Source organism: Pseudomonas sp. ML2-2023-6 (assembly GCF_037055265.1).
Lineage (GTDB): Bacteria > Pseudomonadota > Gammaproteobacteria > Pseudomonadales > Pseudomonadaceae > Aquipseudomonas > Aquipseudomonas kulmbachensis.
In genome coordinates this window covers 3,735,909-3,752,043 of sequence record NZ_CP146347.1, presented here as the reverse complement: position 1 = coordinate 3,752,043, position 16,135 = coordinate 3,735,909, and the positions used below count along the sequence as shown (strand labels likewise).

At 55.1% G+C, this 16,135-nt stretch carries 16 protein-coding genes; 8 read left to right on the top strand and 8 right to left on the bottom strand.

Translation table 11 applies throughout. The annotated features are described in order from the left end of the window. Positions 1–39: 39 nt before the first annotated feature. A complete protein-coding gene (locus V6L79_RS17215) occupies positions 40–462 on the bottom strand; it encodes an ester cyclase (protein ID WP_261738529.1) in 423 nt (140 codons plus the stop codon). A gap of 131 nt (positions 463–593) precedes the next feature. Between V6L79_RS17215 and V6L79_RS17210 the strand changes: the two genes are divergently transcribed. Together V6L79_RS17210 and V6L79_RS17205 are read left to right on the top strand one after the other, a co-directional pair. Further along, complete coding sequence (locus V6L79_RS17210) at positions 594–1,487, top strand: LysR family transcriptional regulator (RefSeq protein ID WP_261738528.1); 894 nt, start codon at positions 594–596, stop codon at positions 1,485–1,487. A gap of 290 nt (positions 1,488–1,777) precedes the next feature. Then, positions 1,778–2,362 carry a dihydrofolate reductase family protein gene (locus V6L79_RS17205; protein WP_261738527.1) on the top strand — a complete coding sequence of 195 codons (585 nt, stop codon included), beginning with the start codon at positions 1,778–1,780 and terminating at the stop codon, positions 2,360–2,362. Between the two features lie 404 nt (positions 2,363–2,766). Here the strand turns inward: V6L79_RS17205 and V6L79_RS17200 are convergent, their stop codons facing one another. Further along, positions 2,767–3,282, bottom strand: a complete 516-nt coding sequence (locus tag V6L79_RS17200; protein WP_338579242.1) for a DUF2938 domain-containing protein — start codon at positions 3,280–3,282, stop codon at positions 2,767–2,769. Positions 3,283–3,361: 79 nt separating this feature from the next. Between V6L79_RS17200 and V6L79_RS17195 the strand changes: the two genes are divergently transcribed. The 3 genes from V6L79_RS17195 (at position 3,362) to V6L79_RS17185 (ending at position 6,364) form a co-directional block, all read left to right on the top strand. Next, positions 3,362–3,802: a helix-turn-helix domain-containing protein gene (locus V6L79_RS17195; RefSeq protein ID WP_261738525.1), complete on the top strand. Its 441-nt coding sequence runs from the start codon at positions 3,362–3,364 to the stop codon at positions 3,800–3,802. A 253-nt stretch (positions 3,803–4,055) separates the two neighbouring features. Next, on the top strand, positions 4,056–5,264 hold the full coding sequence (chrA, locus tag V6L79_RS17190; protein WP_338579241.1) for a chromate efflux transporter: 1,209 nt from the start codon (positions 4,056–4,058) through the stop codon (positions 5,262–5,264). Between the two features lie 137 nt (positions 5,265–5,401). Beyond that, positions 5,402–6,364 carry a hypothetical protein gene (locus tag V6L79_RS17185; protein ID WP_321833480.1) on the top strand — a complete coding sequence of 321 codons (963 nt, stop codon included), beginning with the start codon at positions 5,402–5,404 and terminating at the stop codon, positions 6,362–6,364. A gap of 72 nt (positions 6,365–6,436) precedes the next feature. On the opposite strand, the gene V6L79_RS17180 is transcribed toward V6L79_RS17185, so the two are convergent. Further along, positions 6,437–7,321 (bottom strand): LysR family transcriptional regulator, encoded by an 885-nt coding sequence (locus V6L79_RS17180; RefSeq protein ID WP_261738522.1) that lies wholly within the window; start codon positions 7,319–7,321, stop codon positions 6,437–6,439. A 114-nt stretch (positions 7,322–7,435) separates the two neighbouring features. On the opposite strand from V6L79_RS17180, the gene argC reads away from it, so the two are divergent. After that, positions 7,436–8,365: an N-acetyl-gamma-glutamyl-phosphate reductase gene (gene argC / locus V6L79_RS17175; RefSeq protein WP_261738521.1), complete on the top strand. Its 930-nt coding sequence runs from the start codon at positions 7,436–7,438 to the stop codon at positions 8,363–8,365. A 71-nt stretch (positions 8,366–8,436) separates the two neighbouring features. On the opposite strand, the gene V6L79_RS17170 is transcribed toward argC, so the two are convergent. Both V6L79_RS17170 and V6L79_RS17165 read right to left on the bottom strand, forming a co-directional pair. Further along, positions 8,437–9,228, bottom strand: coding sequence for a PhzF family phenazine biosynthesis protein (locus V6L79_RS17170; RefSeq protein ID WP_261738520.1), 792 nt, complete (start codon positions 9,226–9,228; stop codon positions 8,437–8,439). A 158-nt stretch (positions 9,229–9,386) separates the two neighbouring features. After that, positions 9,387–10,145 (bottom strand): SDR family oxidoreductase, encoded by a 759-nt coding sequence (locus tag V6L79_RS17165; RefSeq protein ID WP_261738519.1) that lies wholly within the window; start codon positions 10,143–10,145, stop codon positions 9,387–9,389. A gap of 101 nt (positions 10,146–10,246) precedes the next feature. Between V6L79_RS17165 and V6L79_RS17160 the strand changes: the two genes are divergently transcribed. Continuing rightward, positions 10,247–10,840 (top strand): TetR/AcrR family transcriptional regulator, encoded by a 594-nt coding sequence (locus tag V6L79_RS17160; RefSeq protein ID WP_338579240.1) that lies wholly within the window; start codon positions 10,247–10,249, stop codon positions 10,838–10,840. A 56-nt stretch (positions 10,841–10,896) separates the two neighbouring features. On the opposite strand, the gene dctA is transcribed toward V6L79_RS17160, so the two are convergent. Continuing rightward, positions 10,897–12,204: a C4-dicarboxylate transporter DctA gene (gene dctA, locus V6L79_RS17155; RefSeq protein WP_261738517.1), complete on the bottom strand. Its 1,308-nt coding sequence runs from the start codon at positions 12,202–12,204 to the stop codon at positions 10,897–10,899. A 102-nt stretch (positions 12,205–12,306) separates the two neighbouring features. After that, a complete protein-coding gene (locus V6L79_RS17150; RefSeq protein WP_261738516.1) occupies positions 12,307–13,476 on the bottom strand; it encodes a mandelate racemase/muconate lactonizing enzyme family protein in 1,170 nt (389 codons plus the stop codon). A gap of 99 nt (positions 13,477–13,575) precedes the next feature. On the opposite strand from V6L79_RS17150, the gene V6L79_RS17145 reads away from it, so the two are divergent. Next, positions 13,576–14,451, top strand: coding sequence for a LysR family transcriptional regulator (locus V6L79_RS17145; protein ID WP_321833467.1), 876 nt, complete (start codon positions 13,576–13,578; stop codon positions 14,449–14,451). Positions 14,452–14,607: 156 nt separating this feature from the next. On the opposite strand, the gene V6L79_RS17140 is transcribed toward V6L79_RS17145, so the two are convergent. Then, complete coding sequence (locus V6L79_RS17140; protein ID WP_338579239.1) at positions 14,608–16,098, bottom strand: MFS transporter; 1,491 nt, start codon at positions 16,096–16,098, stop codon at positions 14,608–14,610. Positions 16,099–16,135 lie beyond the last annotated feature (37 nt).

The following is a 16,135-nucleotide window of genomic DNA, read 5'->3' as shown; positions in this document are numbered from 1 at the left end:
CCCGGTTTCCAGGCGAGCAAACCAGGCGCTGTGATTTACTTAGTCGTATTCAATAATGCCGAGCTGTTTCGCCATGAATAACTCATTTCGCTCAACAATTTCCTCAATGATCTTTCCCTCGGCATTGAATCGAAAATAAGTTAATGCCGTCCATGCGAGATCTTTTCCTGTGACATCAAACCCGTGCCAGGTATTGGATCCTTTGGCCTGATGCATTAATGCCACTACCACAACGTCGTCGACCACTATTTCTTTCTGAAAGGTCGTATGAATAGACTCATATCGATCAGTTACATTAAGCTTCAATGCTTCTTTAAAACGTTTTACACCCACGATAGGCGCGCTGCAGTCCGGTCGGTGAACTACGACATCATCCGCGAAGAATTCCTCCGCGCGATCCACATCTTTTCCATCAACACAGAATTTAAAATATTGTTTTACGGTCTCTAGATTATGACTCAATTGAATCTCCGTCGTGTTTCCCTCAGCGTAGATAATCTTTGCTGCAAGGGGTATATCTAGATTAGCGGTAGCAATTACTTTGAAAAAGTCTTTAACTGGAAATCACATTTCCACCCACCGGAACAATGCTGATGGATCGCTGGACAGAGTATGAGTTGTTTGTAAAGGTCACTGAACTGGGCAGCTTGAACAAAGCAGCTGAGGCGCTGGGCTTGTCCAATGCCGCTGCAAGCCGTCACCTGGCTGCGCTGGAGGATCGTCTGGGGGCCAGGCTGGTTGAGCGCAGTACCCGTCGACTGTTTGTTACCGAGGTAGGGAAGGACTTCTACAACAATTCCAAAGCTGCTCTGCTGGCCATGCAAGGGGCCACCGACGCCGTCTCTGCGACCAAAAGCCATCCAACGGGTGTGTTGCGTGTCACTGCCTCTTTATCTCTATGCCTGCAGTACATATTGCCCCTGCTGCCGAAGTTCAAACAGCTGTACCCCGATGTTCGCTTGGACGTCGTTGCTGAAAACCGTTATTGCGACATCATTGACGACAACATTGATGTCGCGCTGCGCACGCGTGAAAGTGAGCCTGACACCAGCCTTGTGGTTAGGCGTTTGACTGAGACACGCCGCACGCTAGCCGCGTCGCCTGATTATTTGCAACGCCACGGTTGTCCGGGGCATCCTCAGGAGTTGATTGACCATCAACTCTTGCTCTACACCTACGCCACCGACCCTTATGAAATGGTTTTCCAGCGCGAAGACCAGTCCATAAGGATTTCAACATCAGCCTCGTTCGAGTCCAACGATGGTCAGCTCTTGCGAGCCGTTGCGCTGCAAGGGTCAGGTATTCTTGCTCAACCGACATATGTGATACACGACGATATAGTCTCGGGTCGACTGATCCCGGTTCTGACCGACTGGGAGTTGCCTGGGTTAGCCATCAATCTCGTTTATACATCGCGGTTGCATTTGCCAGCGAAAACGCGCGCTTTCATCGACTTTATCGTCAAGGAGTCTCAACACTTGGACTAATGTAATAGCTCTATGCTTAAGCAATGAGCGCATTTCCGGCACCCGTTCAATACCTCGCCAGATGATCGTTTTGGGTTGATAGCCCTCTGTCAAGAAGGGCTGCTATCGGCCAGAAGAGACAGTCGGGACTGTCTCCTTTACGGAAGGCGGTTTAAGAATGACGTTCGGCTGATGTTCTACTGCGTAACCACGCAACATGGTGGGGAGAGGAAGGGTGGAAATGAAGGCAGAAACCAAGCACTGGCGGGACTTAACGAATATGTAATCAAAATAAAATCAAGGAGATAGTCATGCGGAAAATTGTTTCGTTTATGCATGTGTCACTGGATGGTTTTGTTGCCTCCACCGATGAAGGCATGGCTAGCTTGGGCTGGATCAGTCTGAGCGACGATTTGTTTGGATATGTGGACCAGCGGATTCAGCAGACCGACACCGCGTTATACGGGCGCGTCACCTATCAGATGATGGAGTCCTATTGGCCAACCGCTACCGAGCAGCCCAACGCCAGTACGCATGACCAGGCGCATTCGCGATGGTATAAAACCGCCCGAAAAATTGTGTTGTCGAAAACCCTGCTGGAAAAGAATAATCCTGATACTAAAATCATCAGCAGCCATTTAAGCGATGAAATCAGCAAGCTTAAGCATAGCGCAGGCAGCGATATTTTAGTGTTTGGCAGTCCCGGCGCCACACACGCGCTAATGGCGGAAAACCTCATCGACGAGTACTGGCTATTCATCAATCCGATACTGTTGGGACAGGGTATTCCTTTATTCAAAAATATTAAGGACAGAACTGCTCTCACGCTGGTGAAAAGTAAATTGTTTGACTCGGGAGTGCTGTTCCTGCACTACGAGGTAAAACAAAACCAATGATATGAGGTTGTGATTTTTTAGGGTGATTAGTCTTTTGAGTCGACACATCCATTACTTCGTTTTAGGCCGTTATTGGCGATTCAAAGTGAAGTTGATTCTCCCCCGGAACTCAACAGCGCTTGCTGTCCATCTGACTGCCTTTACATTGGAGTTCCGCTTCCTGGCGCTCGCTGTTATTGCACAGTGTTGTTTGCTGAATCTCACAATTTTGTGGTCTTGCGCATAGAAGTCTATCGGTCTCTTACTAGGGTGAAAGCAGCCCCTCGTGGCGGGCTGCGTTCGGCCAGAAGTAGCCCTTGACTCACATTCAATGCACCCGCCTTTTACCCCGTGTAGCAATCGGCTACAAACAGACACTCAGAACTTACGCTCTTACCCTAAGCACCAGCGCTGCCCAAAGGCACTCAACTTAGGCATAACGATGCCGGAAAGATCTGCATCAACAGCCATCCAGCTACAAAAAGCCCTAGTCCGAAAATCAGATGCGCAGTGATGCTTCTGCGCCTTGCCACGCTTGGTGCCGCTGTCTTCGACGCAGCAATGCCGAAACCGAACGCGGGCTGCATGATGAAGAAAGGCGCAATCACAGTGACCAACCCCATCACCAGCGCAGGCACCAGTGTGTGGTTGCAGAGCCAGGCAAGTCCTTTCGCACCGATCAACACCATTGCGAAGACTATGCCGGTGACGTAATGAAATACCCACCCCAGCAGGCGCTCATTCCTGACAGGAGCCGCCGTCATGATCGTGGAGTGACGAAACTGCCCTTGCAGCATGTGGCCAAGCCAACGACCGACCAGCCCATAGTTAGGCGACGTCAGGCCAAATACTCGTGCTTGAACAAAAGCCGATAGGTCCATGATCAGCGTGGCCCCAATTCCAACAAACAGAATACGCAGTGCTGTCTCGGCTATTTCCATGGTATTGCTCCTTGCCTTGAACCTGTTTTGGAGGTTTGATCCGAGTAGTCTGCAGGTTCAAGTCGACTTGAGGTCAAGTATGAAAGAGCTGGATATTGGTGAGGTGGCACGACGTTCCGGTCTACCGGCTTCAACGCTGCGCTACTACGAAGAGAAAGGTCTTATTCGTTCGATAGGGCGTCGGGGCCTGAGTCGCGTGTTTCATGGCGATGTACTCCAGCGATTGTCCTTGATCGCGCTCGGGCAGTCGGCAGAGTTTTCACTGGACGATCTCGTTGCCATGCAGGATGCGCAGGGCCAGCCTGATATCGATCGCCAGCGGCTTAACGAAAAGGCTGACGAACTGGACCGTACCATCGAGCGCCTTGGCGCCGTACGCGATGAGCTTCGTCGAGTAGCGTCTTGCCCTGCGGCACATCACATTGAATGCTCAAAATTTCAGAAAATGCTGAGCGCTATAGCGACGGGAAATCTCAAAAGAAAAGCCGGAAAAATCGACCTGCGCAGGCGTGGATCGTGAGAGGAGGGCGTGTCTGTTTTGGGTCGACAATTTCCACGATTGGTCGGAAGCGGCCAGTCAGGGCCCTGTCATGAAAGGCCAAATTTGAGGGTGTACCTTCGAACCAGGATCGGAAGGTGTGCCATTTCGAAGGTGTATAGCGCCGCGATGTGATCAAAACAAACTCCTCGAGAGGGGCCGTTTTAGATAGGCGAAATTCGCTATCGTAATTCGATTAATTTACCGGTCTTGTTCTAACCAGGTAGGCACATGCATGGCCAACTCTTATGTCGATAAACGCAGCAGCGCCTGGTCAGTTTTTTTCATCTTCATGCGCCTTGGGTTGACCTCGTTCGGTGGCCCTATTGCGCACTTGGGCTACTTTCGCGATGAGTTTGTCACACGACGGCGTTGGCTGACCGAGCGCACCTATGCGGACTTGGTCGCGCTCTGCCAATTATTACCTGGCCCGGCAAGCAGTCAGGTTGGCATCGCTCTGGGGGTGTCACGCGCAGGATACGGAGGGGCTTTCGCGGCCTGGGCTGGTTTTACGCTACCTTCGGCCATTGCGCTGATCCTGTTTGCGCTGGGCATCTCCCGATATGGCTCAGTCATCTCTCCCGGCGTCCTGCATGGCCTCAAAGTGGTCGCTGTCGCGGTGGTTGCTCAAGCTGTTTGGGGGATGGCGCGGCATCTGTGCACAGACGTGACGCGAGTCACCCTGATGGCGATTGCTACCTGCGTCGCCTTGCTTGAGCCGTCTGCAGGGGGGCAGGTCAGCGTGATTGTTGCTGCCGGGCTTGCAGGTTTGCTGCTGTTCAAACCCGGGCAGCGTGCCGAGCACGATCCATTACCGATCTCCATCAGCCGCCGGGCCGGGGGGATTTACCTGTCTTTATTCCTGGTATTGCTGGTGGGGCTGCCGCTATTGACCCAACTGTGGCCCAGTCAAGCCGTGGCACTGGTGGATGCCTTCTACCGCTCCGGCTCACTGGTCTTCGGTGGCGGGCACGTGGTGCTACCACTGTTGCAGGCCGAAGTGGTGCCCTCCGGCTGGGTCAGTAATGACGTGTTCCTGGCAGGATATGGCGCCGCGCAAGCCATACCTGGCCCCCTGTTCACGTTCGCCGCATTCCTCGGCACGTCGATGAATGTCCCTCCATCAGGATGGGCAGGGGGGATAATCTGCCTTTTGGCGATCTATGCGCCGTCCTTTTTGATCACTCTTGGCGCCTTGCCGTTTTGGGAGCAATTACGCCGTAGCGTACGAACTCAGGCCGCGCTGGCCGGGGTCAATGCCGCAGTGGTTGGTCTGCTGTTGGCTGCGCTTTACCATCCGGTATGGACGAGTGCCATTTTGCAGCCGCAGGATTTCGGTCTGGCCGTGCTGGCCCTGGTTGCGCTGATGTTCTGGAAGGTTGCGCCGTGGCTGGTCGTCATTGGGAGCGGGATTGCGGGCTGGGTGCTGAGTGTCACTATGTGAGGCGTAAGTAGTGGCCAGGGGCGTTCGCTCACCGCTCCATTTCAATGTCCACGTGTGGCCTGTGCCTCGATGCTTTCCCGGAAAGACCGGCCCAGGCTGGCAAACTGAACTATCCCCGACAGGAGTTGGAAAGACAGATGACCAAAGAAATTGAGCAGAGGCTCGAACGTATCCATCACGAGCTGAGCGGCTCCGAACGTGACTTGTCGAGTAACTCCCCGAGGTCGTTGAAGTACTACGTACGGGATATCCAGCGCAGATTGTCCGAATGGTTGATCGAGCACCGCCACCAGCAGGAAAAGCAGCGCCAAGATTTGCTCCGTGCCATGGTGGTGATTGGCGTCATCGGCGTCCTGCTGGCCATTGTGCGATCTGCCGCCAGTGACATGGAGTGGGTGCGCGAACATACCCTGGCATTTCGGCTGTGGGGGGTGAGCTTGTGTCTGATTTTCGTCGGCGTGTTGGTCGAGCGCTCGTCAGTGGTGAAGTCATTGTGGAGCTTCGCCGTCACCAAGTTATTGCTGTCGCTGATCCTTTCCGGGGCGTTGTTCTATGCGCGCGGCAGAGCAGCGGGGCACATCAATGGCGTGTTCCATGTGGACGCCTCCGCCTTGCCCATCACCCTGGTCCTGACCACAGGCCTGGTGCTGTTCAAACTGCTGGTGCCTTTTGTGCTGAGCATCGCGGCGCTGATTCTGGCGCTTCATCTCTTGTTCATCAGCAATTGGGTCAAGGGCAAAGCGACCGGGGATGTCCCGTGGTTCTCTGTGCTGTGCAGTGCGGTGGCGGGTGTGATTCTGTTTTTCGGTTGGAGCTGGCCCAGCGATCAGTTGAGCGATACGCGTATTCCGGAGAAGGTCTATCTGATCGCGCAGGCGCTGGATTTCAACCAAAGACATGAGTGCGCGAATGTCGATCCCGAGCGTCCTGTGGTTTTTCTCGGTGCCGGTCAGGAGTCCGTGCTGGTGGCGCCATACCGCCTGGAGGACTTCGACTTTGCCACTTTCTTTGAAAGCAGGGTGATAGTGCCAACCGCTTTTGTGCGCGAGAAGTGCGAGTACAAGCCGCTGCTGCCCCTGAAGTCATTGGGCAGCTATTGAGAGGTTGTTTCCTGGCGAGTGAATACAGCGCTGCAAGTAGCGCTCTGACGCGCCTTTTGTGATCCTTGTCGGCTACTGCGCACTCAACCCCCACAACACATCCAGTACATATTGCGTAGATCGTTCGATGTCGCCTTCGCGGTGAGCTATGCCCAGCTGCCGCCATAGCAAGGGATGTAAAGGCCGCATAGCGATTCTGGTATCAGGCAAGGGTGTTGAGGCCTCATACGGCAACAGGGTCGCGCCATAACCGGCTGCCACCAGGCTTTTGATCGCATCGTTGTAGTTCAGCTGGATACGCGGGGTTGGCTGGCGTCCATCACTGGCAAACCACTCTGTGGTCAAGCGCGAAAGCCGGGTCGTGTTGTCATTCAGAATTAATGGCTGAGCAGCCAGCCAGTCGGGGCTGACAACCTGCGGACATTCCCAGCGAGCGGGCAAGAAAGCCATGACCGGGTCCCGTCGCCATGGCTTGATCCGTAATTGCCTGACGGGAGTCTGAGGCAGCGCGACCAGACCTATTTCCAAAGAGCCCTCGGCAAGTTTTTTCAACGTTTCCTGCGACGTCAGCACTGCAACCTGCACATCGATTGCAGGGTGGCGCTGGCTCAAGATCTCCAACGCTTGCGGCATCAACTGGGCGATGGCACCGGTGGAGGCGCCCAGCCGCACGCGCCCTGAAAGGCCCTGCACCTGACGCTGCACGTCCTCCAGCGCCTGCTCCGCATCCGCCAGCAGACGTCGCGCGCGCTCCACCAGTGTTTCACCGATTGCCGAAGGCTGAACGCGGCCACGGGTGCGTGACAACAGCTTGCCGCCCACCCGCGACTCCAGGTCGGCGATATGCAAACTGACCGTGGGCGGCGAGAGATTCAGCACGCGGGCCGCCTCGGCAAATGAGCCCAGATCGGCGATAGCAACCAGCGTGCGCAGACGGTCGAGGCTGATTTCACGCATGGAGCGCTCCTTGTTCAGAAAAACTGAATCTCATCGTTTATAAATTCAACTTTTCCTATCTTAACTCCCGACTGATGATTGGGGCTCCTCATTTCCTGAGTCCGAGAGCATTCCATGGCAAGTCCACTTGTATTCATCGACGGCGACCAAGGCACCACCGGGTTGCAAATCCATCAGCGGCTACGCCACCGGACCGATCTGCAGCTTGTCACGCTCAGCGCTGAACATCGCAAGGATCCACAACGCCGAGCCGAGATCATCAATGCCTGCGATATCGCGATTTTATGCTTGCCCGACCAGGCCGCACGCGACGCGGTGGCGAGTATCGAAAACCCCGCAGTACGGGTGATCGATGCGAGTTCGGCACACCGTACCCATCCGGACTGGACCTATGGTTTCGCGCAAATGAACCCGCAGCAGGCGCAGCGCATTGCCACAGCCCGGCGGGTCAGTAATCCCGGTTGCTACCCTACCGGGGCGATAGGGCTGCTGCGTCCGTTACTGGAGGCCGGGTTGTTGCCAAGAGACTACCCGGCAAACATTTATGCCGTGTCGGGCTATTCGGGAAAAGGCCGCGTCGGCGTGCAGGAGTATGAAGGCGAAGGCGCGTCGCCGCCCCCGGCATTTCAGGTGTATGGCCTGGGGCTTGAGCACAAGCATGTACCGGAGATCCAGCAGCAAAGCGGCCTGAGCCAGCCCCCAATGTTCGTACCGGCCTATGGCGCTTTTCGGCAGGGGATCGTGCTGACCATACCGGTGCAACTTCGGTTACTGGCGCCGGGGGTGGATGCGGCGCAGCTGCATGAGTGTCTTGTGCGGCACTATCTGGATGCAGCCCATGTACAGGTGATGTCGCTGCAGGAGGCTAAACAACTGACGCACCTTGATCCTCAGGCGCTTAACGGGACTGATGATCTGCAGTTGGTGGTGTGTGCAAATGAACAGACGGGGCAAGTCTTGCTGGCTGCCATATTTGACAATTTGGGGAAGGGCGCTGCTGGCGCCGCGGTGCAGAATCTGGATTTGATGGTTGCAGAAATCTGACCCCCGACACTCGCCTGGAATGGAATCCGTGGCGCCGGGGGGCAGCATTTCATTGCGCCTTCACCTGGCGCTTACAGGTTAATAATCCCTTCCAGATATTGCACCGCCCGCCCTGAGACAAATACCCGGCCGTCATCAACCCGGCAGTCCAGCACACCGCGCCGACGGGAGGCCTGCAACGCTAACAACCGCGACTTGTTCAAGCGTTTTGCCCAGAACGGAGCCAACCCTGCATGAATGGATCCGGTGACAGGATCCTCATCGCCACCGTTGGCTGGCCAGAAGTAGCGCGAGACAAAATCGTACTGTTGACCGGGCGCAGTGACGACCACATCCCGCGGGCCCAGCTCTTTCAGCTTATCGAGTCGCGGCACCACGCTCTCGACCTGCTGTTGATCGGTATAAATCGCAAAGTAGGCTTGGCGGCTGACCCAATATTCGTTGGGTGTGATCGAAAGACCTTCGAGCAACTGGGCAGGCACATCAACCAGCGGGCGGGGAGCGAGTTCGGGGAAATTCAACTCTATCTCGCCGCCAGGTAACTGGGTGACCGGAATTTCTCCAACTGCCTTGGCCCAGAACGTGATGGACTTGCTGGCACCGGGCTGATTGAACAGCACAAAAGCGCTTGCCAGCGTGGCGTGGCCGCAGAAGTCGATCTCAGTGAATGGCGAGAACCAGCGGATTTCGTATTGTCCGCTCTGGTTAAGCACATAGAACGCAGTTTCCGGCAGCGAATTTTCAATGGCAATCGACTGCATGACCTCGACAGGTAGCCAGGCTTCAAGAGGAACCACGGCTGCCGGGCTGCCCGAGAATACCGTGGAGGTGAATGCGTCGATTTGGTAGAGGTTAAGCTGCATGGCTGAATCCAGTCGGTGTGGGTAAGGCGCACCCTAGCAGTCATGCAGCAACTTTCAGTAGTGACAGAGCCGCGTTTTCTGGAGCATACAGCGGCTGCTTGGGGCTTGTTCCTCGGCAGCCTCTTCCTTGGTAACAGCGCGTGCGCCGAAGCTTACCGTCACTCTGCCGGTGGTTTGTATCCCGCAAGCATTTTCAACACTTCATCATGTGAGCCACTCGCTTCAGCAAACCGTAATGGCTTGGCACGTTCGACGATCAGTTCGCGTGGGGTCGGAGAGATCTCGAGTAGCTCGAAGATTTCATCCAAAAACGCCTCCAACGGCATTGCGTGCTCGTCGTTTTCCTGCCCAAGCAAAGTGGTACGCACACCCGGTGGCGCAAGCTCGATAACCTCGACTGATGAGGCTTCCAGCTGAACTCGAAGGCTTTGAGTGAACGAGTGAACTGCCGCTTTGGTTGCGCTGTAGGTCGGTGTTGCAGGCAGCGGTACGAATGCCAAAGCCGAGCTTACATTCACAATCGTTGCACTGGACTGCGTGAGCAGGTGGGGAGTAAATGCATACACCATGCGGATCGTGCCCAGTAAGTTCGTTGTCACGATATCTTCGGCTGTGCTTAGGCTTTGCGGATCAGTCAGATCCTCCCAGTGCATGATTCCAGCGTTGTTTATAAGAACGTTTAGATTCGGATGGCTGATCGCAAGCGTTTCGCTGCTGCGCTGGATGGATTGTGGATCGGAAACGTCCAGCAATACTGATTCAATACCTGGGTGCTGCGACGTGATCTTGTCGAGCAGAGCTTTGCGACGTCCCGCGATGATGACTTTGTTGCCTGCCTTGTGAAGCCTAAGCGCCAGACCAAGGCCGATACCCGAGGTGCCGCCAGTGACCAGAATCGTATTGCCAGTGCTGTTCATAGTAAACTCCAGAAACGATGCTTAAGTGGACAAGTGTCCGCTTGAGAAAAATGTATCGGACAACTGTCCGTTTAGCAATGCGCTCAAGGAAAATTTTGCTCATGACTGACGATTTGGTGATGCGTTCTGACGCCAAGAAAAACCGTGAACGGATTCTGGAGGTCGCGGTGGTGGAGCTGACTCGTGATCCTGCGGTTCCGTTGAGCACGATTGCGAAGAAGGCAGGGGTGGGGCAGGGCACGTTCTATCGCCACTTCGCCACCAGAGAGAAGCTGGTATTCGAGGTTTATCAATTCGAGATGCAGCAGGTAGCCTCGTTAGCGGAACAGCTCCTGGCGATAAAACCACCTAAGGAGGCCCTCCGAGAATGGATGGACTGCCTCGCTGAATATGCAATGACAAAAGCAGGACTTGCTACCGCAATACAACAAGCTGCGTCTATTTACGAGTTCCCGGGGAAGTCAGGATACGCACCAGTTCAAGCAGCTGCCGAGTCGCTTTTGAGGGCAAATGAGAAAGCCGGAACGATTCGTAGCGGGATTACTAACGACGACTTTTTTCTCGCCATTGCTGGAATATGGCAAATGGACTCCCAGAGCGACTGGCGCTCGCGTCTCGCCAGATTGATGACCTTGGTGATGGATGGTCTGTGCGCTGGCAGCCCCGAAAGCTTAAAGAAAAACGCACAACCTTAAAAATCGGAACCGGTCATAACCGTTTCTGACGCGGAATGACCGGAGCGTGTGACGGATTATTTTTGCGCCAGTAACATCTTCCTTTGCGCCTTTTCGTGTTTCATTGCGGCGATTTCACGCTCGCAGGCCTCGACATCAAACGAGTTATCCCACTTGGCAATGGCGATGGTGCCGATGCCGTTACCGATCAGGTTGGTTACGGCCCTCGCTTCGTTCAGGAACCGGTCAATGCCCAAGAGCAAAACAAGGCCTACGAGAGGGATTGAATGGATGGTTGTGAGTGTTGCAGCCAGCGTCACAAACCCTGCACCCGCAACGCCAGCCGAGCCTTTTGACGTCAGCAGGAATACACCGAGCAAAATCATCTGATCCACAAACGTCAGTGGCGTATTGGTCGCTTGGGCGATAAAGATGGCGGCCATGGTGAGATAGATGCAGGTGCCGTCTGCATTAAAGGTGTACCCCGTTGGCAACACCATGCCCACTACTGATTTTTTGCAGCCAAGCTTTTCAAGCTTCACCATCATGCGCGGCAGTACGGCTTCGGTTGAGCAGGTGCCAAGCGTGATGAGAATTTCATCTTTGAAATAACGAAGAAATTGCATGAGCGGCATGCCTGACCATCTGGCAACAGTACCCAGCACCACCACGATGAAAATCAAGGTTGTGATGTAGAGCGCGACCAGCAACTGGCCGAGTGACAGCAAGGTACCAATCCCGTACTTGCCGATAGTGAACGCCATACCGGCACCAGCACCAATCGGCGCCAAGCGCATGACCATTGCAACGATCTTGAACAGACCTTGCAGGAACAGATCAATGGTGTTGATTAGCGGTTTGCTGGTTTCGCCCATTTGAACCAGAGCAACACCCATTAGTACTGAAAGCAGGATAACCTGAAGCATTACACCATTCGAGAAGGCGCCGATGAATGTATGCGGGATGATATTGAGGAAGAAATCAATGGTGCCACCTTGCTCACTGGCAGCTTGGCTGTATTTACTGACTGCACTTCCATCAAGCGCGCTAGCATTGATGTTCATACCTGCACCAGGCTTCACGATGTTGACCACAATAAGGCCGACGACGAGGGCGATGGTTGAAAGAATCTCGAAGTAGATCAGCGCTTTCACACCAATCCGTCCAACTTCCTTGATACTGCCCATTTTCGCGATACCGACGACCACCGTACCGAAAATAATAGGCGCCAACAGCATTTTGATGAGTTTGATGAAACCATCGGCAAACGGTTGGAGCTTGGCTCCAATATCAGGCATGAAGTAACCGATGGCGGCACCGATCACAATGCCGATCAGCACTTGCACATACAGCTGGCTATACCAGTGTGACTTGGAAATTTCCACGTAAGCACCTCATTTTATTTTTGTGATGGGCGTGTGGCTTGGCGTCAGTGGGGGACGCCGGATTCTGCGGCCTCTTTACAAGAGACCGCAGATTGAGGGCGATTAGCCTTCGCCTAACTCACGCATTACTGCGTACAAGGCGGACTTGGCTTCGAAGCCAACACCTGGAATATCCGGCAGACCGACGTAGCCATTTTCGACGCGGATACCGTCAGCGAAACCGCCGAAAGGCTGGAACACGTCCGGGTAGGATTCGTTGCCGCCCAGGTGCAGGCCTGCTGCGATGTTCAGTGACATCTGGTGGCCGCCATGCGGAACTACGCGTCGGGAAGACCAGCCCATTTCTTCCATCACCTTGAGGGTGCGCATGTACTCTACTAACCCGTAGGACAGGGCACAGTCGAATTGGAGGAAGTCGCGATCAGGGCGCATACCTCCGTGGCGCAGCAGGTTACGAGCATCCTGGTGGGAGAACAGGTTTTCACCGGTAGCCATGGGTAATTCATAGTGATTGGCCAGCTCAGCCTGGAGTGCGTAATCCAGAGGGTCGCCAATCTCCTCGTACCAGAACAGGTTGTACTGTTTGATCGCCTCAGCGTAAGCAATACCAGTCTGAAGATCGAAGCGCCCATTAGCATCGACTGCCAACCGACGACCATCGCCTACCACCTCAAGTACAGCTTCGATGCGACGGATATCCTCGTCCAGCGGCACTGCACCGATCTTCATTTTGACGACGTCGTAGCCGCGATCCAGGTAGCTTTGCATTTCTGCCTTGAGTTTAGTCTGGTCTTTGCCGGGGTAGTAATAGCCACCGGCTGCATAGACCCAGACCTTGTCATCCGCCACGCCGTTACGGTAACGGTCAGCCAGTAGGCGATACAGAGGTTTGCCTTCAATCTTGGCCACCGCATCCCATACAGCCATGTCGATGGTGCCAACTGCGACCGATCGCTCGCCGTGGCCGCCTGGCTTCTCGTTGGTCATCAGGGCTTTCCAGATGGCGAACGGATCCAGGTTGTTGTTTTCATGGTCGACAAGGGTGTCCGGGTCAGCCTCCGTGATACGCGCCAGGAAACGATCACGCATCAGAGCACCCTGGCCATAGCGACCGTTGGAGTTGAAACCGTAGCCGATGACAGGTTTACCATCGCGAATTACGTCCGTGATGACAGCGACGACCGAGCAGGTCATTTTGGAGAAGTCGATATAGGCGTTAGCAATTGGGGAAGCAATAGAGACAGTTTTTTCACGGATGTCTACGATACGCATGACGGGTTCCTCTTGTTGTTTGTGACCCCACGTTATGCTTTGCGATGATCCCCGCCCAATGCTATTAATGCCGCGCCCTATGCACAGGAGGCATTGCCCTTGGAACTCGTTTGGTTAGAGGATTTTTCAGCGCTTGCGGAGTACGGCAGCTTTGTTCGGGCGGCTGAAGCTCGCCACGTTACTCAGCCTGCTTTCAGTCGTAGAGTCCGTTCCCTGGAGAACTGGATGGGCGTCGAGTTGTTTGTTCGCACGCCCCAAGGCGCGACCTTAACCGAGGCAGGAAGACAGATTTTGTCTAGTGCCCAAGAGGCTGCTAGAGGTTTGTACCTGATGCGTTCCGAGGCACAGGAGGTGGCTGGGGTAGCCGCCAAAACACTGCAATTTGCAGCCACACATTCCTTGTCATTCACCTTCTTCCCACGATGGTTGAGAGGTGCAGAAAATGGCGCGCCGATAGATTCGGTACGTCTATATTCAGACAGCATGGCTGTTTGCGAGCAGATGCTAATCCACGGTCAGGTTCAATTCCTGCTTTGCCATCGCCACCCCGACGTCCCACCCTTGCTAGCACCTGATCAGTTCATTGGAAAGAAGGTCGGAGGGGATGTACTCGTGCCACTGGCGAGCGCCTCTGCCAATTTTGGTACTTCTCCTGAAACACTGCCTTACCTGGCCTATACCCACGAGTCGGGGTTAGGCCGAATCGTCGCTCACCGACTCCACGGCAAAGAAGATTATCTTCATCTTAAACCTCTTTTCAGCAGTCACCTTGCCGCCGTTTTGATGTCAATGGCCTTGGAGAGCAAAGGCGTCGCCTGGTTGCCCAAAAGCCTGACAGAACAGGAAATGACTGATGGGCGCCTTGTCAGGGCGCTCGACGAAAGCTGGGATATTCCTTTAGAGATTCATCTAACCCGCCCTACAGCGGCTATTTGCCCTTCTGCAGAAGAGTTCTGGGCCAAGTTGAGTGGCTAGATCCACTGGGCTACCGGCCTTTTTACATACAGATGGAACGTCTATCCTTGACCGTTCCTGGCCGAAACTGTGAAGCCGTAACAGGCCGCTTTCGCCCCGTAGCACACGGTCGTCTGCCTCTATAGACGACCGTGCATTTGAGCACTTAGCGAGCTCCTAAAACTTGGGGCGATTCAGCCGATGCCGCACTACACGCAAGGCCGTAAAAACACCAAGAACCGGTGCGAGTGCGAACACTCCAAAAAGCCAGGTTGCTGCTCTTGATACGCCGCCGACGCCTCCGGGATCAGTCAGGCCAGCGAGGTTTGCCACCATTCCCGCCAGCGCCGCACCGAGCGCTGTAGCGAACAGCTGCACGGTTGTGATCGAAGCGGCTGCCAGGTCCTGTTCCCCCGCCGTAGACACCTGAAAGACGCGGGTCAGCAGATGCGGCCAAGCCAGCCCTACGCCCAGCCCGATTGCGACCAATGCAAGGCAGATAGGGGTAAGTGCCTGCCAGCCACCTTCAGTTTCAGTTCGCATCAAAACGGCAAGCGCAACCATGCCCGCTAATCCAAGGATTGGGCCAGCGAGGATCGCGCGCCGGATGTTTCTACCGCTCACGGCGGCGCTTGCCAGTGAACCCAGGGTCCACCCGGCCGCCATCAGCGCTGCAAGATAGCCAGCGGCGAGCGGTGACTGGTGGTGCAGAACCTGAAGGAATAACGGCACAAATATTTCGCCACTGGTAACGGCTATCGCCAGCAACGACATAGTTGCATAAAGCGCCCCCAAGGCTGATGTGATGCGCAATGCATCTTGTGGCAGCAGCCTGTGTCGGGCGCGGCTTTCCGTTGTGACCAACAAGGCTGTCAGGATGACGGCCGCCGCCAGACCGACCATGTTCCAGAGGAAGGTTGCCGAGACGCTGCCAGCCGACACGACGAGAACAGCCGATGTCAGAAGGACCAGTTGGGTGAGAGGAAGCGGGGAGGGGGCAGTGCTCTGTGTGCTGCGTTTGGGCAGTACGGCCACAGCGAGCAGGGCGAACAGTAGTGCGACTGGAATCAGCGACCAAAACGCAGCCCGCCATATACCGAGCTCCGCGAAGACCCCGCCTACGGCAGGGCCAACGAGCGTTGCCACTCCCCACATTCCGGAGACCAAGGCCATTGCGCGCGGCCATAGGCTTTCATTGAAGACCAGCCTGATCATGGCATAGGACAGCGCGAACAGAAATCCGCCGCCTAGCCCCTGAATCAGTCGTCCGGCAAGCATGACAGGCATTGAGGGGGCGAATGCGCAGATGAGCGTACCAATTGCAAATACCAGGGTTGCGCTGACGTAAGCGCCGCGTGGCCCCGCGCGAATGAGTAATCGCGCCGACAACGCCGAGCCGAGAATCGAGGCTGCAACGAACAGTGTGGTATTCCAGGCGTAGTAGTCGATACCGCCGATGTCCCTTACGACAGATGGCAGAATTGTCGTGGAAATATAAACATTGACCGCATGCAGGACGACGCCGCCTGCGAGCGCAAGCGAACGCACGCCATTTGTACCAGAGAGCAGTGCTCCCCAGCCTGTAGTTGAGGGCGCGCTATCTCCAGATGCCCGTGGGTTCGATCTGTTGTGTGAGGGTTGATCAGATGGGATGTGACGCTTGTCCATGTTGGCTCCACTTCGAGAACTCACCCGCCCCAGCGAA

Coding starts and splice junctions, on each gene's coding strand:
- V6L79_RS17180 (WP_261738522.1), bottom strand. CDS start 7,321: ATGCGTGAAATCAGCCTCGACCGTCTGCGCACGCTGGTTGCTATCGCC.
- V6L79_RS17200 (WP_338579242.1), bottom strand. CDS start 3,282: ATGGAAATAGCCGAGACAGCACTGCGTATTCTGTTTGTTGGAATTGGG.
- V6L79_RS17160 (WP_338579240.1), top strand. CDS start 10,247: ATGACTGACGATTTGGTGATGCGTTCTGACGCCAAGAAAAACCGTGAA.
- V6L79_RS17140 (WP_338579239.1), bottom strand. CDS start 16,098: ATGGACAAGCGTCACATCCCATCTGATCAACCCTCACACAACAGATCG.
- chrA (WP_338579241.1), top strand. CDS start 4,056: ATGGCCAACTCTTATGTCGATAAACGCAGCAGCGCCTGGTCAGTTTTT.
- argC (WP_261738521.1), top strand. CDS start 7,436: ATGGCAAGTCCACTTGTATTCATCGACGGCGACCAAGGCACCACCGGG.
- V6L79_RS17150 (WP_261738516.1), bottom strand. CDS start 13,476: ATGCGTATCGTAGACATCCGTGAAAAAACTGTCTCTATTGCTTCCCCA.
- V6L79_RS17210 (WP_261738528.1), top strand. CDS start 594: ATGGATCGCTGGACAGAGTATGAGTTGTTTGTAAAGGTCACTGAACTG.
- V6L79_RS17195 (WP_261738525.1), top strand. CDS start 3,362: ATGAAAGAGCTGGATATTGGTGAGGTGGCACGACGTTCCGGTCTACCG.
- V6L79_RS17165 (WP_261738519.1), bottom strand. CDS start 10,145: ATGAACAGCACTGGCAATACGATTCTGGTCACTGGCGGCACCTCGGGT.
- V6L79_RS17170 (WP_261738520.1), bottom strand. CDS start 9,228: ATGCAGCTTAACCTCTACCAAATCGACGCATTCACCTCCACGGTATTC.
- V6L79_RS17185 (WP_321833480.1), top strand. CDS start 5,402: ATGACCAAAGAAATTGAGCAGAGGCTCGAACGTATCCATCACGAGCTG.
- V6L79_RS17205 (WP_261738527.1), top strand. CDS start 1,778: ATGCGGAAAATTGTTTCGTTTATGCATGTGTCACTGGATGGTTTTGTT.